Source organism: Geitlerinema sp. PCC 7407 (genome assembly GCF_000317045.1).
GTDB lineage: Bacteria > Cyanobacteriota > Cyanobacteriia > PCC-7407 > PCC-7407 > PCC-7407.
This window is the reverse complement of record NC_019703.1, coordinates 2,885,585-2,908,061: the sequence shown is the minus strand read 5'-3', so window position 1 is coordinate 2,908,061 and position 22,477 is coordinate 2,885,585. Positions and strand designations below refer to the sequence as shown.

Annotated in this window: 21 protein-coding genes; 12 read left to right on the top strand and 9 right to left on the bottom strand. The window is 56.1% G+C overall.

The window, feature by feature from the left end:
• The first annotated feature begins 264 nt into the window (after positions 1 to 264).
• Complete coding sequence (locus GEI7407_RS11810) at positions 265 to 1,725, top strand: phosphoglucomutase/phosphomannomutase family protein (protein ID WP_015172412.1); 1,461 nt, start codon at positions 265 to 267, stop codon at positions 1,723 to 1,725.
• Positions 1,726 to 1,823: 98 nt separating this feature from the next.
• The gene (gene rdgB, locus GEI7407_RS11805) at positions 1,824 to 2,411 is read left to right on the top strand and encodes an RdgB/HAM1 family non-canonical purine NTP pyrophosphatase (protein WP_041268418.1); all 588 of its coding nucleotides are present in this window, start codon (positions 1,824 to 1,826) and stop codon (positions 2,409 to 2,411) included.
• Positions 2,412 to 2,517: 106 nt separating this feature from the next.
• Here the strand turns inward: rdgB and GEI7407_RS11800 are convergent, their stop codons facing one another.
• Entirely contained in the window at positions 2,518 to 2,856 is a 339-nt protein-coding gene (locus tag GEI7407_RS11800; RefSeq protein ID WP_015172410.1) for a P-II family nitrogen regulator, read from the bottom strand.
• Positions 2,857 to 3,047: 191 nt separating this feature from the next.
• Positions 3,048 to 3,626, bottom strand: coding sequence for a hypothetical protein (locus tag GEI7407_RS11795; protein ID WP_015172409.1), 579 nt, complete (start codon positions 3,624 to 3,626; stop codon positions 3,048 to 3,050).
• 326 nt (positions 3,627 to 3,952) lie between these two features.
• Between GEI7407_RS11795 and queF the strand changes: the two genes are divergently transcribed.
• Entirely contained in the window at positions 3,953 to 4,372 is a 420-nt protein-coding gene (queF, locus tag GEI7407_RS11790) for a preQ(1) synthase (RefSeq protein ID WP_015172408.1), read from the top strand.
• A gap of 121 nt (positions 4,373 to 4,493) precedes the next feature.
• Here the strand turns inward: queF and GEI7407_RS11785 are convergent, their stop codons facing one another.
• From GEI7407_RS11785 to GEI7407_RS11755, 7 genes are all read right to left on the bottom strand, one after another.
• Complete coding sequence (locus GEI7407_RS11785) at positions 4,494 to 5,876, bottom strand: cytochrome c biogenesis protein (protein WP_015172407.1); 1,383 nt, start codon at positions 5,874 to 5,876, stop codon at positions 4,494 to 4,496.
• A gap of 57 nt (positions 5,877 to 5,933) precedes the next feature.
• Complete coding sequence (locus GEI7407_RS11780) at positions 5,934 to 6,674, bottom strand: cytochrome c biogenesis protein CcdA (protein ID WP_015172406.1); 741 nt, start codon at positions 6,672 to 6,674, stop codon at positions 5,934 to 5,936.
• 64 nt (positions 6,675 to 6,738) lie between these two features.
• On the bottom strand, positions 6,739 to 7,989 hold the full coding sequence (locus GEI7407_RS11775; protein WP_015172405.1) for an FtsW/RodA/SpoVE family cell cycle protein: 1,251 nt from the start codon (positions 7,987 to 7,989) through the stop codon (positions 6,739 to 6,741).
• 664 nt (positions 7,990 to 8,653) lie between these two features.
• Positions 8,654 to 8,857, bottom strand: a complete 204-nt coding sequence (locus tag GEI7407_RS11770; protein ID WP_015172404.1) for a phycobilisome linker polypeptide — start codon at positions 8,855 to 8,857, stop codon at positions 8,654 to 8,656.
• A gap of 397 nt (positions 8,858 to 9,254) precedes the next feature.
• The gene (gene apcB, locus GEI7407_RS11765; protein WP_015172403.1) at positions 9,255 to 9,740 is read right to left on the bottom strand and encodes an allophycocyanin subunit beta; all 486 of its coding nucleotides are present in this window, start codon (positions 9,738 to 9,740) and stop codon (positions 9,255 to 9,257) included.
• Positions 9,741 to 9,803: 63 nt separating this feature from the next.
• Complete coding sequence (gene apcA, locus GEI7407_RS11760) at positions 9,804 to 10,289, bottom strand: allophycocyanin subunit alpha (protein WP_015172402.1); 486 nt, start codon at positions 10,287 to 10,289, stop codon at positions 9,804 to 9,806.
• Positions 10,290 to 10,810: 521 nt separating this feature from the next.
• Positions 10,811 to 14,206, bottom strand: a complete 3,396-nt coding sequence (locus GEI7407_RS11755) for a phycobilisome rod-core linker polypeptide (RefSeq protein WP_015172401.1) — start codon at positions 14,204 to 14,206, stop codon at positions 10,811 to 10,813.
• A 509-nt stretch (positions 14,207 to 14,715) separates the two neighbouring features.
• Between GEI7407_RS11755 and GEI7407_RS11750 the strand changes: the two genes are divergently transcribed.
• The 9 genes from GEI7407_RS11750 to GEI7407_RS11710 all read left to right on the top strand — a co-directional run bounded on the left by GEI7407_RS11750 (position 14,716) and on the right by GEI7407_RS11710 (position 22,193).
• Positions 14,716 to 15,915: a class I SAM-dependent methyltransferase gene (locus tag GEI7407_RS11750; RefSeq protein ID WP_015172400.1), complete on the top strand. Its 1,200-nt coding sequence runs from the start codon at positions 14,716 to 14,718 to the stop codon at positions 15,913 to 15,915.
• A gap of 152 nt (positions 15,916 to 16,067) precedes the next feature.
• Positions 16,068 to 16,475, top strand: a complete 408-nt coding sequence (locus GEI7407_RS11745; protein WP_015172399.1) for an ATP synthase subunit I — start codon at positions 16,068 to 16,070, stop codon at positions 16,473 to 16,475.
• 57 nt (positions 16,476 to 16,532) lie between these two features.
• Positions 16,533 to 17,297, top strand: coding sequence for a F0F1 ATP synthase subunit A (gene atpB, locus GEI7407_RS11740; protein ID WP_015172398.1), 765 nt, complete (start codon positions 16,533 to 16,535; stop codon positions 17,295 to 17,297).
• 157 nt (positions 17,298 to 17,454) lie between these two features.
• Positions 17,455 to 17,700, top strand: coding sequence for an ATP synthase F0 subunit C (atpE, locus tag GEI7407_RS11735; RefSeq protein ID WP_015172397.1), 246 nt, complete (start codon positions 17,455 to 17,457; stop codon positions 17,698 to 17,700).
• 114 nt (positions 17,701 to 17,814) lie between these two features.
• Positions 17,815 to 18,291 (top strand): F0F1 ATP synthase subunit B', encoded by a 477-nt coding sequence (locus GEI7407_RS11730; RefSeq protein ID WP_041268992.1) that lies wholly within the window; start codon positions 17,815 to 17,817, stop codon positions 18,289 to 18,291.
• Between the two features lie 142 nt (positions 18,292 to 18,433).
• Positions 18,434 to 18,985: a F0F1 ATP synthase subunit B gene (locus GEI7407_RS11725; RefSeq protein WP_015172395.1), complete on the top strand. Its 552-nt coding sequence runs from the start codon at positions 18,434 to 18,436 to the stop codon at positions 18,983 to 18,985.
• Positions 18,985 to 19,539: an ATP synthase F1 subunit delta gene (gene atpH / locus GEI7407_RS11720; protein WP_015172394.1), complete on the top strand. Its 555-nt coding sequence runs from the start codon at positions 18,985 to 18,987 to the stop codon at positions 19,537 to 19,539. The genes GEI7407_RS11725 and atpH overlap by 1 nt, the downstream gene beginning before the upstream one ends.
• A gap of 95 nt (positions 19,540 to 19,634) precedes the next feature.
• Positions 19,635 to 21,155 (top strand): F0F1 ATP synthase subunit alpha, encoded by a 1,521-nt coding sequence (gene atpA / locus GEI7407_RS11715; RefSeq protein ID WP_015172393.1) that lies wholly within the window; start codon positions 19,635 to 19,637, stop codon positions 21,153 to 21,155.
• A gap of 87 nt (positions 21,156 to 21,242) precedes the next feature.
• Positions 21,243 to 22,193 carry a F0F1 ATP synthase subunit gamma gene (locus tag GEI7407_RS11710; protein ID WP_015172392.1) on the top strand — a complete coding sequence of 317 codons (951 nt, stop codon included), beginning with the start codon at positions 21,243 to 21,245 and terminating at the stop codon, positions 22,191 to 22,193.
• The last annotated feature ends 284 nt before the right edge of the window (positions 22,194 to 22,477 follow it).

Sequence of the window (22,477 nt, the reverse complement as noted above, 5' to 3'; positions counted from 1 at the left end):
TGATTCTTGTATTGTAACGATCGCGCTATCCCCGTATATATCCGCAAAAAAGCGGATTTCAATCACAAAAAACCCCGAAGCCTTATTCCTGCTTGAGATCAAAAGCCTGAGGGGTCAATTTCTCGCTGCTTGAAAGTGCAGTGAAAGGCCCGTAATCTGCCAGGGGCGATCGCTTCCGCGATCCGAAAAAGTGTCTGCTTCTGGCTCCCAGTGCGGATACACTCGGAGGAGTGTTGTTCATGATTCTCAAACGAGGCAGATCTCATGGCGGTTCATGCGTCCTCCGTTCCCATCACAGTTAAACCCATTCAGTTTGGCACGGATGGTTGGCGAGGGATCATTGCAGCGGACTTTACCTTTGAGCGGGTTGCTCGGGTAGCGGCGGCGGTGGCGGAGGTGCTGGCCGAGGTGGACACAGAGGGGCGCGATCGCAAAATTGTGGTCGGCTTCGATCGCCGTTTTTTGTCCGAGTCCTTCGCGAAGACTGCCGCAGAGGCAGTTCAGGCCCAGGGATTCGATGTTTTGCTGGCGGAGACCTACGCGCCGACGCCCGCCTTTAGCTGGGCGGCCCATCACCTCAACGCGTTGGGCGCGATCGTGATCACGGCCAGCCACAACCCGGGGCTGTACTCCGGCCTGAAGGTGAAGGGATCTTTTGGTGGTTCAATTTCGCCCCAGGTAACCCAACAGATCGAGCAGAAGCTGGCGGCGGGCACCTCACCGGCGGCTGCGCCGGGGCAGTGGCAGACCTTTGATCCGTGGCCGGGCTACTGCGAAGGGCTGCGATCGCAGGTTGACATCGCCGCGATTCAGGAGGCGATCGCCGCTGGCAAGCTGACGGTTTTTGCAGACGTGATGCACGGGGCCGCCGCTAGCGGCCTAGAGCGGCTGCTCGGCGTGCCGATCCAGGAGCTCAACAGCAACCGAGACCCGCTGTTTGAAGGCGGTGCGCCCGAGCCCCTGCCCCGCTACCTTTCTCAGCTTTTCCGCCGGATTCGGACCCAGCGCCGCCAGGACCCCGATCGCCTGATTGCTGGCTTAGTCTTCGATGGAGACAGCGATCGCATCGCCGCAGTCGATGGCGATGGCAACTTCCTCAGCTCCCAAATCTTGATTCCGATCTTGATGGAGCACCTGACCCTGCGGCGCGGCTACCGGGGCGAACTGGTGAAAACCATCAGCGGCTCGGATCTGTTCCCCAAGGTGGCGGCTCTCTACGATCTGCCGGTGACCGAAACGGCGATCGGCTACAAGTACATTGCCGATCGGATGCTGGAGGCGTCGGTGCTGCTGGGCGGCGAAGAATCCGGCGGCATTGGCTATGGGCACCACATCCCGGAGCGAGACGCCCTGCTCTCGGCGCTGTTCGTTCTAGAAACGATGGTCCAAACCGGCCAAGATCTGAGCGCTCTGTATCGCCAGCTGCAAGAGAAAACGGGCTTTTTCTCGGCCTACGATCGCATTGATCTGCCCCTGGCCAGCATGGACGTGCGATCGCGCCTGCTCAGCCAGCTCCAAGAAAACCCGCCCCAGGAAATCGCTGGCCAAAAAGTGGTCGACTGCTTGGCGATCGACGGCTACAAGTTCCGCTTGGCGGACGATCGCTGGCTGCTGATTCGCTTTAGCGGCACCGAGCCTGTGCTGCGGCTTTACTGCGAAGCGGCGACGCCCCAGGCCGTCAGCCAAACCCTCCGCTGGGCCAAGGACTGGGCCGATTCTTTCTAGCCCAAATTTGATTGAAATAGCGTCAAGCGTTCTCACGAATCCTGCTAAAGACCGTGAGGACGTTTGCTGTGAACCCCAACTTACAACTACTTCAAAGCATGATGAAACGGCTGATTGTGGCGACGGGAAATCCCGGCAAGCTCAAGGAAATGCAGTCTTACCTGGCGGATGTGCCGGTGACGCTGGAGCTAAAACCAGCAGAGCTAGATGTAGATGAGACAGGCTTGACCTTCGCAGAAAACGCCTGCCTCAAAGCCTCTGAAATTGCTCGGGCGACTGGCGAGTGGGCGATCGCCGACGACTCGGGGCTGGCGGTCGATGCCCTAGAGGGCGCTCCGGGCGTCTTTTCGGCGCGCTACGGCAAAACCGATGCGGAGCGCATTGAGCGGCTGCTAGGAGAGCTGGGCAACGAGCTCGATCGCGCGGCTCAGTTTGTGTGCGTGGTGGCGATCGCCCGTCCTGATGGCGCGATCGCCCTCCAGGCTGAGGGCATTTGCCCCGGCGAAATTCTCCATGCGCCGCGCGGCGAAGCAGGCTTTGGCTACGACCCCGTCTTCTATGTGCCCGAGCATCGCCTCTCCTTCGCCGAGATGTCCCCCGATCTCAAGCGCTCAGTGAGCCATCGAGGCCGCGCCTTTGACCAGCTCCTGCCAAAGCTGCGATCGCTCATGGCAAGCCAAGCCTAGAGGGCTAGACTCTGCGCCAAAAAAATAGGTCCCCGCCAGGGGACCTAAGCAAGTCAAGAAAAGAATCAGAAATCTTGGACCAATCTTAGGAGATCGGTCCTTCAGGCTAGATGGCTTCGAGGTCCTTCTCGCCAGTCCGGATCCGCACGATCTTCTCCACAGGAGAGATGAAGATCTTGCCGTCGCCAATCTCGCCAGTCCGAGCAGCGGCAATAATCTTGTCGACCACCATGTCAACTTGATCATCCTCGACGACGATTTCAACCTTCAGCTTTTGAAGGAACTCAACGGTGTATTCAGAGCCCCGGTAGCGCTCGGTTTGACCCTTTTGGCGTCCGAAACCCCGGACCTCCGAAACGGTCATCCCGACAATACCCGCATTGACGAGAGCAATTTTCACTTCGTCAAGCTTAAAAGGCCGAATAATCGCTTCAATCTTTTTCAATGTTTTGCTCCTCAAACCGTTATCAACAGTCCATCAACCACGATGACACCTTCTTCTATCACCGCCTCACAGCATCCTTTTGTAACACAGGATACGAATTGCCGGGGATGACCAGCTTTTAGGCGATCGCGCTTGCTCAGACGCCGCCTAGGATACAAAATCAGCCGCGATCGCCTGATTTCGTCGCCAGGTTACTTGCTGGGGAGGAAGGGGCGAACAATAGCAAAGCCTGCGCCAAAGGCCGTGACGATAATCAGCAAGATCGCGATGGTCAGACCAATGCCGCCCAGGTCTCTGGAGTGCTCTGGGGGAGCGGGGCGACGGTTGCGCGGTTCCTCTTGCTCGGTGACCAGCTTGGGTTGGCGAGGCGGCTCAGCAATCGTGGGAGGAGCCACCGGTGCATGCTTGGCAGCCGGGGCGGCGGGTCTGGGGGCCGGCGCGGGCCGAGGCGGCTGGGCCTGGGGCACGCTGGGCTCAAACCAGACCTCTGGCTCAGCGCGAGGAATCTCCAGCTCTTGGAGAGCGACAGGCTGGAAGGCATCGGCAACCTGACGCAAGTGAAGGGACGTCTGCACCACGCGCTCGATTTCGAGACGAAGCTGCTGGTTGTGGTTTTGGAGCTGCTGATTTTGCGCCTTGAGGGAGTTCATCATCACCTGAGCGGTCTGAAGCTCGGCGGCTAGCTCTCGGTAAACCGAAATCGGCACTGAGGGTGCGTAGTTGCTGCTGCCCGCCTGGTGGTGAGGTCCAGGAACGGTATGGTTTCGCATAGGTGGCTTGCTATTGAGAGGTGTCATCGGTTTAGCCGTATTTATAGCCGAAAAAGCGTTCAAATAGATATGCCCCAGAATAGTCGAAATCAATCAGTCTGACAGTAGACGCTTTGTAAATTTGCGATACGTCTGACATCGCGATCGTACGGAGAAGGACAACCGCGATCGCTAGACTCCAGGACTCGTCTACCTGGGGAATAGGACTCGGAGCGTGGCCTGTGAACTTTGCCCAGACCCTGACTCTATACTGAGAAAGAAACCCAGCTATCTAGCGATTCAAAGTGCTAGCCCCTGGGTCAGTCGTTTCAGCAAAGATTCGGTTCATGCAGTCAGAGCAATTGGCAGAGAATTCTACCGCAACTTCGGAAACTTCTGGGGTGAAGTACGGTGAGCGGGCGATCGCAGAGGGAGAGCTGATCACCTTCCCCAACCCGCGGGTCGGCCGCCGCTACAACGTGAATGTGACCTTGCCGGAGTTTACCTGCAAATGCCCCTTCTCCGGCTACCCTGACTTTGCCACCATCCACATCACCTATGTCCCCGATGAGCGGGTGGTAGAGCTCAAGGCTCTCAAGCTGTACATCAACAGCTATCGCGATCGCTATATCTCCCACGAAGAATCGGTCAACCAGATTTTAGATGACTTTGTGGCGGCCTGCGACCCGCTAGAGGTCCACATCAAGGGAGATTTCTCGCCCCGGGGCAACGTCCATACCGTGATTGAGGTCACGCATAAAAAGTAGAGCTTGACTCTGCCTAGCTCTGGATAATTCCAAAATTAAACCCCTGCTGGATTGGCAGGGGTTTTTGAGCACTTATAGGAGTTTCTAGCTCAGAGCTCTGGAAGTGAGGGATACAGCGGGTCTAGGCCAGCGGTGCCAGGTCTCCGCTAGGGGCGATCGCATCCGAGTTCTCGCTCGGGCTACTGAGGCGATCGAGAATCCCCAGCAGCTCCCGCTCAAAGGTCACCTGAGCGCGATTGGTCCGTCCTCCCACATAGAGGCGATCGCCCACTTTCAGCGCCCACACCTGGGAGTGCGACACGTAGCTCATGACCACGCCCACCATCAGCAAGCCAAAGCCTGCGTAGACCAGCGGGATCCCAGGGTCGGCCTTGATCTGGAGACCCGTGCTGCCGATCAGATCGACCACAGACAGCGTCACCCCTGGCAGATCCAGGGCCATCCCGACCCGCACCGTGCCGATCAGCTTGCCTCCCATGTCATAGACCAGCAGCATCCCCTGCAAGTCCTTGGTGACCAGCGAAACCCCTTCACTCAGGTCCGGCTTGGTGGGCAGCCAGGTCCCCCAAATCCGACCGCCCCCCAGGTCCAGCGGGGCCATGGGCAGTTCGAAGGTCGGGCTGTTGTTGAGCCGCACCTGCACCGCCGCGATCGACCAATCAGCCTGGTAGAGCGTCACGCCGCGATGGCGCAGAGGCTCATTAACGTGAATCGTTTTGCGCTGGAGCTCCTGCCCGTCATTGTCCAGGACCGACAAATCAGAATAAAACTGATCAATCGTGCCCTCGGGCGTGTAGTCGATCCAGAACCGGTTGACGCGCACGGACCAATCCTTGGGAATTTGGGCCTCCGCCCAGGGACCGGCATCAAAAATATTGCGAATCTGGAAAGTCTGGCCGCTGGGCACCATCTCCTGGGCGAAAAAGCCCGTCATGCTGCCCCAGATCGCCCCCGCCAGGATCAGCAGCATGCTGGCGTGGACCACGATCGGCCCGATGCGCCCCACAAGCCCTTTGCGAGCATAGATCTGGTTGCCTTCCTGGAAGACGCGATAGCGCCGCCCCTGAAGCAGGTCCACCAGGCGATCGGGGGCTCCCTGAGCAATGTCGGTGCTGAGGGCCAGCTTCTCAAACTGCCGCGGCTTGTCGTAGAACTTCCAGCCGCGAGCAGCGCTCAGGGCCGGAAATTGGCGCGTGAAGGTGCAGGCGGTCAGGCTCCCGCCAAACAAAATCAGCAGCGCCAAGAACCACCAGGTCCGGTACACATGGTCGAGACCAAGCGCGAGGACGATTTTCCAGGTCAGAAAACCGAAGAGGGCCGGTGACTCCGGATAGTTTTCTTGGTAAAAGGCGAGGGACTGCCCTTGCTCAATGACGGTGCCGAGAATGCTGAAAACGGCGATCGCCAGCAAAAGGGCGATCGCCAGTCGCAAGTCCGCCAGCAGCGGCAGCATCTCTTTTTTGAAAAAGCGGCTTGGCCCAGACCAAAGTGAAGTATTTGCCATCGTCGGCCCAAAAATCTGTCCAGAAATAGTTTCAAACGGCTTGCTGCGATCGCCCGTCTAGAGCCTGGCGCCTGGCAGCAGCCGAGACAGCAGCGAAAAAACGCCAAACCCCACCAGCAGCGCCCCACTGGTCGGCGTCACCCAGGCGGACCACTGGCGCAGCTCCAGCAGCTTCTTGATCGCCGCCGTAAACGTCCCCGCCAAGATCAGCGGCGAAACATACCCCGCCGTGTAGCTGATCAGCAGCGTCCCGCCCAAAACCGGGTCCTGAGTCGTCGAAATCCAGCCGAGCAGCGTCGCCAGCACCGGCGTACTGCACGGCGACGCCACCAACCCAAAGGTGAGACCCACCAGATACGACTGCACGCTGCGAGGCCATTCCTTGGAAATCAGGCCCTCCCCCGTAAAGCTCGGCAACGGCAGCGGCAGGGCTTCCAGGAGATTGAGGCCCATCAGGATGGCCAGCACGCTGACCACGATCGGCAGACCCAGTCCCACTTGACCATAGACCCGCCCTAGCACCGCCGCCAAAATGCCCAGGCCCGCCAGGGTCGTGGCCAGCCCTAGGGAAAACCATAGAGACTGAGCGGCAGCCTGCCAGCGTGTCTGGGCCTCGTAGCCGCCGATGTAGCCAATGGTGATCGGCAGCATCGAGAGCATGCAGGGCGTCAGACTCGTGAGCAGACCCGCAGCAAAAATGATACCGATGCTCAACGGCGTGAGATGCAGCAGCTGCTCAGATACCAAACCATTGGCAAAGCGCTCCAGGTGGTAAAGCTGCGTCTGTAAAGTTTCCATGGGGCGATCGCACTAGCCAACTCTCAAAGCAAGAATGGAGCGGTGTATCACTCCATTCTTCATCTTATAAGCGATTGGGGTTGGGGGAAGGGCGCGATCGCTCCTTGAGAGATTCTGAGGGGCGGGGCGATCGCGGTTCCGGTTTGGCAGGCGGGGCAGGGGGCGATCGCCGCAGCGTCACCACCTCCGCCTCATGGCTCTCCCGCGCGACTCGGATCAGCAGCGCCGCCGTGATCAAACTCGAAATCATCGAGCTGCCCCCGTAGCTAAACAGCGGGAGCGGCAAACCCGTTGTCGGCAAAGCCCCCGTTGCCACGCCAATATTGAGCAGCGACTGACCAATCAGCAAGATCATGACGCCCATGGCCACCAGCTGATGAACCACTCGCTTGCTTTTCAGCGCTACCCAGAGCGAGACCGCCCCGTAAGCCACCAGCATCAGCATCAGCAGCACGCTGCCAACAAACCCAAACTCCTCTGCGAACACCGAGAAAATAAAATCTGTGTACTGAATCGGCAAATAAAACAGCTTCTGCTGCGAGAGCCCAAACCCGGTGCCCCACGTTCCCCCAGAGCCCACCGCCAGCAAGCTCTGAATCAGCTGGTAGCCATCTTGCATCGGGTCGGCCCAGGGATTGAGAAACGACATCACCCGCCGCTGCTGATACTCCCGCAGGCTAATGCTGAGCGTCCCCAGCATCAGCCCCGCAAAGGCCGTAGCCCCCAGCGCCCGCAGCGGAATCCCCGCCGCCATCGCCAACAGCCACAGCACAATACCGCACAGAGCAGCAGTACTCAGGTTGGGCTGCATCAAAATGCTGCCCATCACCATACAAAAGACCAGCAGCCAGCCGATGCGCGTGCTCCAGGTCAGCCGGTCCCACTGCCCAAACAGCCTTGCTCCCTGCAAGATCAAAAAAGGCTTTACAAACTCTGAAGGCTGGATCGGAAACGGCCCGATTTCCAGCCAGCGCGTCGCCCCGTTCACCGTCGTGCCGACTCCCGGCAGGAGCGTCGTGATGATCAGCCCCAAAAAGAAGAGCAAAAACCAGTGAGACACTCCCAAAATGTAGCGAAGGGGAGCATGAACAATGCAGTTAAAGCCCACCATGCCAACGCCAACCCAAATGAGTTGACGCTTGAAATAGTAGAGGCCGTCGCCCATCTCGGCATCGGCGATGGGATAGGACGCCGAAAAAAGAGCAACTAAGCCGATCGCCAACCACAGGAAGGTGAGCCATCTGAGAAGACGGGCTTCGATGGCCCACGTTTGCACCGAGGGATCGAAGAAGGGGATAAAGCGACGAATATTCACGGCGGCCCTGGAGGTGAGCGATCGTGGGGCGATCGTAGAGGATCTCTCGCCCTAGCGCAATGCAAACGCAGAATCTAGAAAGCCAAAAAACTCATTGCGGGGAAATTACTATGTCCAAAAAGCAAAAAAGAGGCCAAAGCGACCTCTTCCTGGACTCAGCATTTGATCTGAGAGACGAGCTTTTGACATTCCCACCGGGCTGAAGCCACGACGAGCCCTAGACCTCACGATCTAGGTTTCTGTTTCATTACTCTGTTGCGAACACAACCAAAGCCATGTCACCGCCTTCTACAGAGTCTACAGACGTTCGGACCCATTTCAGAGCCCAGATTCCGCATGTCCAACGGTACTGTATCCCAAAAAGATTGCCCTTACTGCCTGAAGTTTTTACCCAGAGAAGCATCTCTCTGGAACTCCCGAACTTCAGTTTTTAGGGTGTGCTGGAGCGCTTTTTTTCAAGAGTTCCAGCGGTGCTTTGCTGCGCAGCGATGCCAGAAGCATGGGGAGTGCAGATCAAGGAGAATTGGTGGGCTGCGAAGTTGCCGAAATTCTCCACAAAGCAAAAAACCTGCGACGAAGGGATGGGCTAGGCTGGGATGACCGCAGCGGGCTGTTGCACCTTCATCTAGAAGGTCAGTCAAAACAGCTTGCGATCGCCAAATCTCTAGATAAGACCCGTGTTCATACCAGGCTTACCAGTGGCCAGCTCAACCTTGATGATTTTGCCACCCATCTTCATGATGCGCTGCTGCTCACGGAACCAGTTGTCGTAAGGCACCAGCTTGGTGAAGTAGGTGTTTTGCAGTTCCCGCTGGGTCCGAATCCGGGTTTGGCTGGGAACACAAGCCGTAATCTTGAACATCCGCATAGGTGGTCTGCTCCAACTAAAGGGTACAGAGAAACTTTGAATGTGAAGAAACTATCGCTTGTATCGGTGCTTTGATGAGGGGCAAGCCTAACCGACAAAGGGCGATCGCACGCAGCTCAAAAGCCCAGTATGCTCAGGCGATCAAGCAAATATTTCTGAGAATCAATCTACCCAGACCAGATTGGATAAAACCAATCCCTGTCAAACTGGGACAATCGTTGAACGAAAGCCTGTCAGCTGCGTAGCACAAAGGCTGGGCGTTCAAAGTCAATGTTAGACCGCGAAAACTAACCTCTTGTTGGAGAGGAGCCTGTGCGGGCTAGCACTCACTCCAAACTGCCCAGCCTCTAACTATCGGTAACGAGCGTTAGCCCAATCCGACATTCCTGGGAGGGAATTAGCTCAAGCCAGAGCAGATGTAGTCGAAGTAGACGCCCATTTCCTTACCAGCGTCAGCACCCACCAGGCTAGCGGTCACTTCCTTCATAGCTTGGATAGCTTGAACGGTAGCAGCCACGGGAACGCCCAGGGAGTTGTAGGTCTCCTTCAGACCGTTGAGCACGCGCTCATCGAGGATAGAAGGATCGCCAGCCAGCATTGCGTAGGTGGAGTAGCGGAGGTAGTAGTCCAAGTCGCGGATGCAAGCTGCATAGCGACGGGTGGTGTACATGTTGCCGCCGGGACGGGTGATGTCAGAGTACAGCAGGGACTTAGCCACAGCTTCCTTGACGATCTGAGCAGCGTTAGCGCTGATCGCGGTAGCCGCACGAACGCGCAGTTCGCCGGTTTGGAAATAAGCCTTCAGCTTCTCGAGAGAAGCGTTGTCCAGGTACTTACCCTGAACGTCAGAAGAGTTGATAACAGCGGTGATTGCGTCTTGCATGATTTTGCTTCCTTAAGTCTCGTAATCGTTGCAGTACGGGGTACTAGAGTAAGAGCCAACGCTCTACTGCATAGAGCCGATGACGTAGTCGAAGTAGGAACCTGCTTCAGCAGCGTCTTCGCCAGACAGCAGAGAAGAAGCAACGTTCTTCATTGCCCGAACGCCTTCAGCAACTGCATCGATGGGGGTGCCCAGAGACTTGTACATCTCGCGAACGCCCACCAGACCGATTTCTTCGATGGGGGTCACATCACCAGAGACGATGCCGTAGGTGACGAGGCGCAGATAGTAGTCGAGGTCACGCAGGCAGGTTGCGGTCATCTCTTCGCCATAAGCGTTGCCGCCGGGAGAGACAACATCGGGACGCTTTTGGAACAGTTGGTCGCCAGCTTGCTTGACGATGCGCTCGCGGGACTCGGTCAGAGTTTGAGCAATCCGGAGACGGCGCTCGCCACCGGTCACAAAGCTCTTGATGCGATCCAACTCACCGGGGCTCAGGTAACGTGCCTCGGCGTCTGCGTTCACGATTGACTTCGTGACAATACTCATCAGTGGATTCCTCCAAAAATAAAAGATGTAACCAGGGCTGTCTAAACTGGTATTCGCAATCAGCGCAGTAGCCGAACCGACGCTAGCCTCTGCAATCCATCTCAGACAAAAGTCGGGAGGAGTTCGCTAGCCTGACGCTAACTGCTCGTGCTTCGTCGCCAGAAGTAACCGAGTAAGGCAGGTTACTAATTCAGCTACCTTCCGGAATTATTTTGCGGCATGGCGTTCACATTACGGAGCGCAACGCAACAGTTTGTAATGTTTTTCCTCAGCTTGTGGCGCAAAACAAAACAATTGGAGCCGCCGCTGATTCAGGACAACTCCAATTGTGTCAGTACTTTAGAGAGCTAGTACTGACTGGTTTCGCGACAGCGCTGTAGCCAGAAGGCCAGCGCTGCCTTGCTCTAACAAGTCAAGCGAAGAGATTCGATGGCGAATGTGTCAGTCTGAGTGCCCCTGGAAAAATTGTTGGGATTTGCAACAAAAATTTCCAAGGACATCAACTTCGGTAACTAGCGGCGCTAGCGATCGCCCACTCGGCCACCCAGGTAAGACGGAGACAGATCAGACCAAGACTGTTTCACCAGGTCCGTATCCGCCTTCACACTGCCCAGGTAGTTACCCGCAGGCAGCGCCGGGAAGCGCTTGTAAGGCACCACATCCTCGCCAAAGTACCGTGCATACTCAGCGCCCTCGGTCAGCGCCTCCACAGCGGCCCGCAGACCATTGTCAGCCAGCAGCTTGTTGTACTGCTGAATCTCACCCTGGGTTGCAGGGGCGCGGCCGAGCAGGTGACGGAACAAGAACTCAATCACCTTCGTGTTCGGATAAGGCGTGTAGAACCGGCGACGGTAGATATCCGAGCTAGCTAGCTCCCGGACAAACTCCCGCACAGAGATTTCGCCATTGCGCAGACGGCTATCGAGATCCGAACGGCGGTACTCTGCCGGAACCTGACCACTGAAGACGTCCATCACTTGGCAGTAGATGGCATTGATCACCAGCTCGTTCTCAGCCTGGGTCATTCCCGGATTCATCCGGTGAATCCGAGCAGGCTTACGACGGGTCGTGCCAACCCCTACCTCAACCGACTGACCAGAGCCATCCGTGTTGAGAGAGCGGCCGAGTTCCACAAACAGCGGCTTGCTCATGTCCCGCTTGCGCGCTTGAGCCGCCATGTCCGCCATCGTCTTCGCCATAATCGGCATCTTGGTGGCATCCATGCGAGGCTTCACCGTGTCGAAGCTAGGCACAACCAAGTCCTTGTTTTGCTTGGTGAGCTGGTTGTAGAGCTTCTGGGTGTTGGGGAAGTTCGCTGCCGGCAGCGTCGGGAAGCGACGGTAAGGCACCGTATCCTCTCCGAAGGCTTGGGCGTACTCAGCGCTGTTGACCATAGCGCCAATGAAGCCGCGAATCCCTTCGCTAGCCAGAATCTGGTTGTACTTGCGAATCTCCTTCTGGTCTTCGGGAGCGCGACCCAAGAAGTGCTTCGTACCCAGCTCGATCACCTTCGTGTTCGGGTAGGGCGTATAGAACTCCTTGATGTACAGGCTGGAGCCACCCAAGGCTTCAATGAATTCCTTCAGGTTGATTTCGCCGTTGCCCAGCTTGCTCTCGAGGCCGCTGAACTCATTGTTGACAATGTAAGGAGCAACATCGCGCTCGAAGATTTGCCGGTAGGCTGCGCTAATCACGGCGCCGAGCTGCTGCTTGTCTTCGGTGCTGGTCAGCTTGAAGACCTTGGTTTGCTCCCGCTGTTTCGTGACCCCCTGGTTGATCCGGAAGTCGATGTCGGGCTGGGTCCGCATGCTGGTGACAGCGCCCAGCTCAACGAAGCGCGGCGTGGTCTCTTCCTCAGCTCGAGCACCCCGGTCAGCAATGCTGCCGACGCGCAGAGAGCGCATTGAGTAGCCGCCGGGCGTCAGATAGCGCTCGTAAGGAACGGTATCTTCTCCAAAGGCTTCGCTGTACTCTTTGCTGTCGAGGATGGCGTCAATCAGGGCATAGAAGCCTTTCTTGGCGCATAGATCGAAGTAGCTGTTGACTTCTTGGCGACCATAGGTAGGACGGCCAAGGATGCGGCGGTGGATGTACTCGACTGCCTTGGTGACGTACAGCGAGGACCAGTACATCTTGCGGAACAGGTCCGACTTGGCAATCTGGCGGACAAATTCACGAACGGTGATTTCGCCGTTTTCCAGCTTGATTTCTGCAACCTTTAGACGCTGGCCTTCGTAGACGTCGCGGCCGAAGACTTGCAGGTAAGCTGCGCGGATGACGGCCTGAGTCGAGCTCTCAGAAAATTTGACGCTGGCGTTTTTGTCGTACTTCTTGCCGCCGAAGCTGGGAAGCTGGTCGAGCTTGAAGACTTTGGGACCCAGGGAACCTGGGGCGACGCCACGGGCTGCGGGGTTGCTGAGCTGGTTGTTGATGCCAGCGCCCCGGTTGATGAGGATTCGGCGAGTGTCTTTGCCGAAGGGAGCAGGCCGCGTGCTGGGATTGCGGGTTTCTTTCGGGAAGATGGCTCCGAACTGGATTTCCAGCGGGTCATTACCAGAGCCGTAGGGATGCTGATCCGGCAGCGGCTGGTCGTAGTCGGCAAAGGTCGTAACGAACTGAGGAACTTTGCGGAAGGGTGCGCTGTACTTGAAGAGATCTTGTTGGGGACCCCAGTTACGGCACTCTTGGGCTTCTTGACCCAGGCCACGCAGGTAGGGGACGGTTTCTTCGCCGAAGTAGTCGGAGTACTCGGAGGAGTCAACCAGAGCATCTACGAGGGCCGGTAGACCACCGTTGGAGATGATGGCAAAGTACTTGCGGACTTCTTCGCGAGAGCTAGGACCGCGGCCCAGGATGTGACGGAAGGCGAGCTCAATCACCCGGCTGTTGATGAAGGGCTCGTAGAATTGCTTCCGATATAGAGGTGACTTGGTTAGACGGCGGACAAACTCCTTCATGGAGATTTCGCCGTTTCTGACTTTGGACTCGAGATCGGAGATGCCAAGGCTGTAGGCGCGGGTAATGTCTCGCTCAAAGATTTGTCGATAAGCGGCCCGGACTACGGCCTGTTTCTCGCTGGAGGAGAGGCCGGGCTTCATGACAAATTTGGGCCGGCGCTCGGAGGAGTTGAAGTAAATTTGGGGTAGCTGAAGGCCCTGAAGGTCTCCAGAGGGACGCTGCCGCAGCTTGTTGGAGGGGCTGGGGGCGCTAAATTCGTTGATGAGTACTTCGAAGTACTGACCCACGATGGTGGATGCGTCGCTGTCGTTGCGGAAGTAGCCGAGGGAAGCTTGGCGCATTTCCTGGAGCGCAACGAGGGTTGCTTCGCCGGAGCAGGCGTTCTCGATGATTTCGCGCAGGCCCCGGACGTTGACGGAAATGATGTTGGGGTCGCCAGCAACGATGGCGTAGGTGATGTAGCGCAGGAACCAGCTCAGGTCTCGCAGAGACTTCTGCATGTTGCTGGGACCATAGCGAGCGACGTTGATTGGACGGAAGCCGCTGGGGGTGGGACCGCTCCCTGAAGCGCTAAAGAGCGATCGCAGTCCTTCAAGGAAGCCGCCGCCGCTCTCGACGTAGGTGGCGGTTCCGAGTTTCATGGCTTCGCGGGTGTCCACGACGGTCCCGGCCATGCTCATGACGGGTTCTTGCTTGGGCTTCTCCAAGAAAGACATGGGAGAGCCACCGACAAAAATCCGGTTGGCGGCGCGGGAAACGATGAGTTCGGAATTGCGAGTAATCGTTTCTGCGATTTCTAGACGCTTGGTGCCAGAGCTGAAGAAGCTGGCTAACTCGCCTAGCTCGCCGCGCTCTAGGAAGCGGTCTTGCTGTTCAGCTTGGGAAATGGTCGCAACAGGAACGGTTTGATAAAGTTGCGGACGTGCAACTGAGCTTCCACCACTTGCCTTAACACTCATTAGATCTCAAAAGCTCCCTTCAGATCATTAACTGCGTTAAACCTGACCAGAGTGCCACCTGGCAGCCTTTCAGCAGTAATTTTTTCTGCTGTTATAAAGTGGGCTCTAGGCAATGAAGTTCGCACACACTGCTGCCTGTGGTTAGCCAGCCCAGCTTTTAGATTAGAACGTTTCGGACGCCCCACAGTTGTTTATTACAAAGTGTGTCGAAGTGCTGGCCTTGATTTACAGTGCGATTGTAGTTGACTACGCCAGGTTACCTGAGAGGCGGTATAAGTTTTGTTACTTTTCTGGCAATTCCAGATGGGCGAACTGTTTGGGGCTCTGCCTTTAGGAAGATGAGAGCAGGACGTTTCGCAAGAATTTGTGATGTGTTTTAACACAGGAAGCGTTTCGGGCTGGATAGGAGCGATTCGAGGGCGATCGCCTTTTGAGGGAGACGCTTGAGGGCGATCGCGTTGAGCTAGGTCTCTTCGGTACACTCAGAAGTTGCCGCGTTTCAAGGTCCGATGTCAGACTCTCAATCCATTAGTGCCTCGGTGGCCAAGCTGTACGATACCTACCCGTTTCCGCCTGAGCCGCTGCTTGACGAACCCCCGCCAGGCTACAACTGGCGCTGGAATTGGTCGGCGGCTTACGCGTTTTGTATGGGACGCAAGCCTGAAACCCAGCAGGTCCGCATTTTGGATGCGGGATGTGGCACAGGGGTGGGAACAGAGTACCTGGTGCACCTCAATCCAGAGGTGTCGGTGACCGGGATTGACCTGAGTGCTGGGGCGCTGGCCGTTGCCCAGGAGCGCTGCCGCCGGTCGGGAGCCGATCGGGTCGAGTTTCACCACCTCAGCTTGTTTGATGCTGAGCAGCTGCCGGGGCAGTTTGATCTCATTAATTGTGTGGGGGTGCTGCACCATACACCAGATCCGATTCGGGGCATTCAGGCCCTGGCCGCGAAGCTGGCGCCGGGCGGCATCATGCATATTTTTGTCTATGCTGAGCTGGGCCGCTGGGAAATTCAGCTCATGCAGCGAGCGATCGCCCTACTCCAGGGCGATCGCCGGGGCGACTATCGCGACGGTGTGCAATTGGGCCGCGCTCTGTTTGCGGCTTTGCCCGAAAACAATCGCCTGGTGCGGCGGGAAAATGAGCGCTGGGCCATGGAAAACCAGCGGGATGAATGCTTTGCCGATATGTACGTTCATCCCCAAGAGATTGACTACAACATCGAAACGCTGTTCGAGCTGATTGATGCCTCTGGCCTGGAATTTCTGGGTTTTTCCAACCCTCGCCAGTGGGACTTGTCCACTCTTGTGGGAGCCAATCCAGACATTTTGGCGCGAGCCGCTCACCTGCCCGATCGCCAGCGCTATCGTCTGATAGAGTTGCTCAACCCCGAAGCCGTCACTCACTACGAATTTTTCTTGGCCAAGCCGCCGTTTACTCGCTCAGACTGGTCTCAGGAAGATGCTCTCATGGCGGCAATTCCGGAGCGTCATCCTTGTATGGACGGCTGGCCTAGCCAGTGCCTGTTCAATTGCGACTACCAAATTATTAATCTTTCAGCTGAGGAGTTTCGCCTTCTCGAAGCTTGCGACGCTAATCGCGTCCACGGGCGATCGCTCGCAGAAATTTGCCAAGCCACTGAAACAACGCCTCAAGAAGCGCGATCGCTACTTGACAAGCAGCTCATCTTACTCACCCCAAAAAACTAGGCCTTCCTGCAAAATTTATCCGCCCTAAACCAGGCTATTAAGTATTGTTACCGCCCCGTGGTATGATGTCTCGTGGCCTGCAACCATCAGGCGATTGACCTCAATCGGCTTCAAATCTGAGCGTGCCTGACTCATCTCCCGAAACCACCGCTATGCCCGAGGACAGCGCAGAGACAAACGACCCTGCGCAAAACTCAGCATCGTCAATGCAAGAGTACTATCGGCTTCAGCAGGAGCTCTATATTGCTACCGCTGTATTGACCGGGATCATTTTTATTTCCGCGTGGTTTGCCTACTCCCTGAATACCGCACTCAATTATTTGTTGGGCGCGTGCACAGGTGTGGTTTACTTGAGAATGTTGGCAAAGGATGTTGAGCGGTTAGGGAAGGAAAATAGCAAAATCGGGAAAACTCGATTTGCGCTATTTATCGGGCTGTTTATATTAGCAACTCGTCTAGATCAACTAGAGATAATACCCATTTTTCTGGGTTTCCTCACCTACAAAGCCGCCCTCATCATTTACACGCTCAGAATTACGTTTCTGCCCGATTCTCGATGAATTGGGAGAGATATGCCTGAGAATTCTCCGCGCTAGATTTCTGGGGAACCCTCTTCCATGCAAATGCTGAGTTTTCTGGACACTTTACAACAGTTGCCACTGGCCGAGCTAGAAGTCGGTCAGCATTTTTACTGGCACATTGGCAGTCTCAAGGTCCATGGTCAGGTCATCATGACCTCCTGGTTTGTGATTGCAGTGCTCGTAATTGCCTCGCTTGCGGCGAGCCGCAATCTCCAGAGAATTCCAAGCGGTTTCCAGAACTTTATGGAATATGCCTTGGAATTCATCCGGGACCTTGCCAAAAACCAGATTGGCGAGAAAGAATATCGTCCTTGGGTGCCTTTTGTCGGTACGCTGTTTTTGTTTATCTTCGTGGCTAACTGGTCCGGCGCTTTGATTCCTTGGAAGCTCGTTGAACTTCCGGCGAGCGAGCTGGCCGCACCCACGAACGACATTAATACGACAGTTGCATTGGCGCTACTGACTTCTCTGGCATACTTCTATGCTGGCATCAGTAAGCGCGGCATTGGATACTTCGCCAAGTACGTCCAGCCCACGCCGATTCTGCTGCCGATTAATGTCCTAGAAGATTTCACCAAGCCTCTCTCCCTAAGCTTCCGTTTGTTTGGTAACATCCTTGCCGATGAACTGGTTGTGGCGGTGTTGGTGCTTCTGGTTCCCCTGTTTGTTCCGCTGCCGGTAATGGCCTTGGGTCTGTTTACCAGCGCAATTCAGGCGCTGATCTTTGCAACCCTTGCTGCGGCCTACATTGGGGAAGCCATGGAGGGGCATGGTCATGAAGGGCATGAGGAGCATTCGTAAGCGTCCTCAGTTGAGTTAGCTTGCACAGCTCTGCGAGCCAGCGGTAATTCCGGGTGCGTGGATTGCTGCGATCGCTGATTTCGTGCGGCATTGCAAACGTGTGTCTAGCTGTAGACATCCAATCTGTTAGTTCCATCTTCTTAAGGTAGGGAAAATCATGAATCCAACGGTTGCTGCTGCTTCTGTTCTGGCCGCTGCTCTTGCTATCGGTCTGGCTGCTATCGGCCCTGGTATCGGTCAAGGTAATGCTGCTGGTCAAGCTGTAGAAGGTATCGCTCGTCAGCCTGAAGCAGAAGGTAAGATCCGCGGCACGCTGCTGCTCAGCTTGGCCTTCATGGAAGCGCTGACGATCTATGGTCTGGTCGTTGCCCTGGTTCTGCTGTTTGCTAACCCCTTTGCCTAAGCTTTAGCAAAAGGCGTGGAAGATTCTTTCGGAGTCTTCCACGCCTCCTGTTGAGTTTCGAGCGCAGCGCATTGAGGAGTTTTGTCCCCTCCAGGGAAAACGGGTGACCAAATGATGACGCAATGGATTTTTCTGGCTGCCGAAACCGCTACTGAGGGGGGGTTGTTCGATTTCGACGCCACGCTCCCTTTGATGGCGGTGCAGTTTTTGCTGCTGGCAGCAGTTCTAAACGCGGTTTTTTATAAACCCATTGGTAACGCAATCGATCAGCGTGACAGCTATGTCCGCACGACGCAAGCCGAAGCCCGTGAGCGTTTGGCAAAAGCCGAGCGCTTGGCGGCGCAGTACGAACAGGAGCTAGCGTCTGCTCGTAAGCAGGCTCAAGCCACGATCGCAGCGGCTCAGTCTGAAGCGGACAAGCTGGCGGCAGGCCAACTAGCGGAAGCCCAGCGCGAAGCCCAAGCCCAGCGCGAGCAAGCCCAGAAGGAATTGGAGCAGCAGAAACAAGCAGCGATGAGTTCCCTTGAGCAACAAGTGGATAGTCTGAGCCGTGAAATTCTTCAAAAGCTGCTCGGTAACTTGGCTGCTTAGGGTTATTTCTTCTCTGACAAGGGTTGTTCAGCGAGTGGGCATTCAAGACCCAAGTCTGACCTTGAATTGCCCCAAAAACTTGATCTCAGGAAAGTCAGCCTGAGAGTGTGTAAGTCGGCAGCGCAGTTATGGGTTGAGTATCATGGGGACTTTTTTATGGCTGGCAACGCAGGCTGGTGCCGAGCTGGCAGAGGTTGCTGAAGAGCATGGCTTCGGCCTAAATTTCGATATTTTAGAGACCAATTTAATCAACCTGGCGATTATCATTTTCGTCCTGGTTTATTTTGGTCGAAATTTTCTCGGTGGAATTTTGACTGAGCGGCGATCGCGCATTGAAGAAGCGATTCGTTCCGCAGAGGAGCGTCAGCGTAAAGCTGCTGCTGCCCTTGAGGAGCAAAACCAAAAGCTGGCCCAAGCTCAAGCTGAGGCTGAGCGCATCAAGCAACAGGCTCAAGAGAGTGCCAAGAAGGTCAGAGAGGAAATCCTGGCTCAGGCTGCTCAAGACGTGGAGCGCATGCGTCAGTCGGCTGCTCAAGAACAAAGTTCGAATCAAGAAAAGGTCTTGGCGGAGTTGCGTCAACGGGCTGCTGCCCTTGCGGTTGAGCAAGTTGAAGCTCACCTCAAGACCAATCTCAGCGATTCGACCCAGCATCAGCTGGTTGATCGCAGCATTGCGCTACTCGGAGGTCGGTGATGCAGGGCTATAGTGCAGCAATCGTAGAGCCTTATGCAGAGGCTTTGATGTCGCTGGGACAGTCTAACGATCAAGTCCAGCGTTTTGGCGAGGACATCTGCTTTTTGCAAGAGCTGCTGGCAAGCTCAGAAGATCTGCAGCAGTTCCTGGAGAGTCCCTTGATCAATGCAGATGCCAAGAAGGCGGTCCTGCGTCAGCTAGCAGGGGAAACAGTACATCCTTACGTTCTGAACTTCCTGCTGCTGCTGGCTGAGCGTCGACGCATTCTGTTTCTTCAGGGCATTTGCCAGAAGTTTCTGGAGCTGCTTCGCAAGCTTAGCGGAACAGTTCTCGCTGAAGTGACGAGCGTGGTTGAGGTGTCTGAAGAGCAGCGTCGCACGATTGAAGATCGCGTGAAGGCGATGACGGGAGCTCAGCAGGTAGAGCTGAAGGTCAACTTGGATCCAGAACTGATTGGTGGTGTTGTGATCAAGGTTGGCTCGCAAGTTGTCGATGCTAGTCTGCGAGGCCAGCTGCGTCGTCTCTCTCTGCGACTGTCTGGCATGAATGCCTGATGGCCGCGATCGCCATGTCTTCGCTTCTTTAGGCAACTTTAGTCCGACCCGGACACAGACGATATCAAAACCATACTGTTGATTGAGCAACTCCCATGGTAAGCATCAGACCTGACGAAATTAGCAGCATTATTCGACAGCAGATCGAGCAGTACGAACAGGAAGTCAAAGTTTCCAACGTTGGTACTGTTCTGCAAGTGGGTGACGGTATCGCCCGCGTCTACGGCCTGGACAAGGTCATGGCCGGTGAACTAGTTGAGTTCGAAGATGGCACCGTCGGTATCGCCCTCAACCTGGAAGCCGACAACGTCGGTGTGGTGTTGATGGGTAATGGCCGCACCATCCAAGAAGGCAGCTCCGTCACCGCCACTGGCAAGATCGCTCAGATCCCCGTGGGCGAAGCGATGGTTGGCCGGGTAGTAGACGCTCTGGCCCGTCCGATCGACGGCAAAGGCGACATTCACACCTCTGAAACCCGCCTGATCGAGTCTCCTGCTCCTGGCATCATCGAGCGTCGCTCCGTGCATGAGCCGATGCAGACCGGCATCACCGCCATTGACGCCTTGATTCCCATCGGCCGCGGCCAGCGGGAGCTGATCATTGGTGACCGTCAGACCGGCAAAACCTCCATTGCCGTTGACACCATCTTGAACCAGAAGGGCGGCGACGTTATTTGCGTTTACGTCGCGATCGGCCAGAAAGCTTCCACGGTTGCTCAGGTTGTGGGCGTCTTGGCTGAGAAGGGCGCACTCGACTACACCATCGTAGTTGCAGCAAACGCGAACGATCCCGCTACCCTGCAGTACCTGGCACCTTACACCGGCGCAACCTTGGCTGAGTACTTTATGTACAAGGGCAAGGCAACCCTGGTTGTTTATGATGACTTGACCAAGCAGGCTCAAGCCTATCGCCAGATGTCCCTGCTGCTTCGTCGTCCGCCCGGACGTGAAGCCTATCCCGGCGACGTGTTCTACCTACACTCTCGCCTTCTGGAGCGGGCAGCTAAGCTCAGCGATGAGCTCGGCAGCGGCAGCATGACGGCTCTGCCTATCGTCGAGACCCAAGCAGGCGACGTTTCTGCTTACATTCCGACCAACGTAATTTCGATTACGGACGGTCAGATCTTCCTGTCTTCTGACCTCTTCAACTCGGGTCTGCGTCCGGCAGTGAACGCGGGTATCTCTGTGTCCCGCGTGGGTTCGGCCGCTCAGACCAAGGCCATGAAGCAGGTCGCTGGTAAGATCAAGCTCGAGCTGGCCCAGTTCGCTGAGCTGGAAGCATTTGCTCAGTTTGCATCGGACCTCGATAAGGCAACCCAGAACCAGCTGGCTCGGGGTCAGCGTCTGCGGGAGATCCTCAAGCAGCCCCAGTACTCTCCGCTGCCCTTGGCCGATCAGGTCGCTGTCATCTACACCGGCATCAATGGCTACCTGGACGATGTGCCCCTCGACAAAGTCACGGGCTACATCAAGACGCTGCGGGACTACCTGCGCAACAGCGTGCCCAAGTTTGTTGAGACCGTCAGCAACGAGAAGAAGCTGACGGACGAAGCAGAAAGCCTCCTCAAGGATGCGATCGCTGAGTGCAAGAAGACCTTCCTCGCTACCGCCGCGTAGGAGCTAGGCAGTGAGCCACTGATTTTTGAGGCTGCTGCGGCATGTCTCAAAAATCAGTGGCTGCTCGCTCATCACAGGTAAGCTATCATGCCAAATCTAAAATTCATTCGGGACCGCATTCAATCGGTCAAGAATACGAAAAAGATTACTGAAGCGATGCGCCTAGTGGCTGCGGCAAAGGTTCGTCGCGCCCAGGAACAAGTCATCGCCACCCGGCCTTTTGCCGACCGTCTAGCCCAGGTGCTGCACGGTTTGCAGACCCGACTGCGGTTTGAAGATGCAGACCTGCCGCTGCTGAAAAAGCGTGAGGTCAAGACTGTTGGAATTCTGGTGATTTCGGGCGATCGCGGTCTCTGTGGTGCGTACAACACCAACGTGATCCGGCGCGCCGAAATGCGAGCTCAAGAGCTCAAGGCCGAAGGCATTGACTACCGTTTTATCCTGGTTGGTCGCAAAGCTGTGCAGTACTTCCAGCGTCGCGAGCAGCCCATCGATAAAACCTACATCAACCTGGAGCAAATCCCCACCGCCGGAGAAGCATCGACGATCGCCGATCATCTGCTCTCCCTATTTCTTTCGGAAACGGTGGATCGAATTGAGCTGGTCTATACCAAGTTTGTGTCTCTGATTAGCTCTCGTCCGGTTGTACAAACCCTCCTGCCCCTTGATCCTCAGGGTCTAGAGGCTTCTGACGACGAGATCTTCCGCCTGACCACCCGCGGTGGTGCCTTCCAGGTGGAGCGCGAAAAAGTCACGACGCCGACCCAGTCTTTGCCTCAGGACATGATCTTCGAGCAAGACCCGGTCCAAATCCTCAATGCGCTGCTGCCGCTGTACCTCAACAACCAGCTGCTGCGCGCCCTGCAAGAATCTGCTGCGAGCGAGCTTGCAGCCCGGATGACGGCAATGAACAATGCTAGCGACAACGCCTCGGACCTGATCAAGTCCCTGTCGCTGTCCTACAACAAAGCCCGTCAAGCCGCCATTACCCAAGAAATTCTTGAGGTTGTGGGCGGTGCTGAGGCTCTGGCTAAGTAGCCCTCTTCAGTGGAAAATGAATCTGCGCCTGGAGTTTCTTCAGGCGCATTTTTTGTCCCTTGAATCAGGGAGCCGTGAAACGCGGGATAAACGCGGTAAGATCCCTGGAGAAAGCTGAAAGCTAAGGCTTTCCCTGCGTTCGCAAAGCTTTTGGATCGCAAATTGTCGAGGGTTTGGGAAAGCGAAACCCCAGCAGTCAGCCTGGGGTGACAAAAATCTTTTCCCTTCAGGAAAAGGGACAGAGTTTGCGATCGCCTTTCAAGTTTTATCTAAGAGACAAATTT

Bases quoted from the DNA above. Each gene is read 5' to 3' on its own strand.
- GEI7407_RS11785 (WP_015172407.1), bottom strand. From the start codon at position 5,876: ATGGCAAATACTTCACTTTGGTCTGGGCCAAGCCGCTTTTTCAAAAAA.
- atpB (WP_015172398.1), top strand. From the start codon at position 16,533: ATGCAAATGCTGAGTTTTCTGGACACTTTACAACAGTTGCCACTGGCC.
- GEI7407_RS11725 (WP_015172395.1), top strand. From the start codon at position 18,434: ATGGGGACTTTTTTATGGCTGGCAACGCAGGCTGGTGCCGAGCTGGCA.
- GEI7407_RS11810 (WP_015172412.1), top strand. From the start codon at position 265: ATGGCGGTTCATGCGTCCTCCGTTCCCATCACAGTTAAACCCATTCAG.
- GEI7407_RS11755 (WP_015172401.1), bottom strand. From the start codon at position 14,206: ATGAGTGTTAAGGCAAGTGGTGGAAGCTCAGTTGCACGTCCGCAACTT.
- queF (WP_015172408.1), top strand. From the start codon at position 3,953: ATGCAGTCAGAGCAATTGGCAGAGAATTCTACCGCAACTTCGGAAACT.
- apcB (WP_015172403.1), bottom strand. From the start codon at position 9,740: ATGCAAGACGCAATCACCGCTGTTATCAACTCTTCTGACGTTCAGGGT.
- GEI7407_RS11730 (WP_041268992.1), top strand. From the start codon at position 17,815: ATGACGCAATGGATTTTTCTGGCTGCCGAAACCGCTACTGAGGGGGGG.
- rdgB (WP_041268418.1), top strand. From the start codon at position 1,824: ATGATGAAACGGCTGATTGTGGCGACGGGAAATCCCGGCAAGCTCAAG.
- apcA (WP_015172402.1), bottom strand. From the start codon at position 10,289: ATGAGTATTGTCACGAAGTCAATCGTGAACGCAGACGCCGAGGCACGT.
- atpH (WP_015172394.1), top strand. From the start codon at position 18,985: ATGCAGGGCTATAGTGCAGCAATCGTAGAGCCTTATGCAGAGGCTTTG.
- GEI7407_RS11780 (WP_015172406.1), bottom strand. From the start codon at position 6,674: ATGGAAACTTTACAGACGCAGCTTTACCACCTGGAGCGCTTTGCCAAT.
- GEI7407_RS11745 (WP_015172399.1), top strand. From the start codon at position 16,068: ATGCCCGAGGACAGCGCAGAGACAAACGACCCTGCGCAAAACTCAGCA.
- GEI7407_RS11750 (WP_015172400.1), top strand. From the start codon at position 14,716: ATGTCAGACTCTCAATCCATTAGTGCCTCGGTGGCCAAGCTGTACGAT.
- atpE (WP_015172397.1), top strand. From the start codon at position 17,455: ATGAATCCAACGGTTGCTGCTGCTTCTGTTCTGGCCGCTGCTCTTGCT.
- GEI7407_RS11795 (WP_015172409.1), bottom strand. From the start codon at position 3,626: ATGCGAAACCATACCGTTCCTGGACCTCACCACCAGGCGGGCAGCAGC.
- GEI7407_RS11770 (WP_015172404.1), bottom strand. From the start codon at position 8,857: ATGCGGATGTTCAAGATTACGGCTTGTGTTCCCAGCCAAACCCGGATT.
- GEI7407_RS11710 (WP_015172392.1), top strand. From the start codon at position 21,243: ATGCCAAATCTAAAATTCATTCGGGACCGCATTCAATCGGTCAAGAAT.
- atpA (WP_015172393.1), top strand. From the start codon at position 19,635: ATGGTAAGCATCAGACCTGACGAAATTAGCAGCATTATTCGACAGCAG.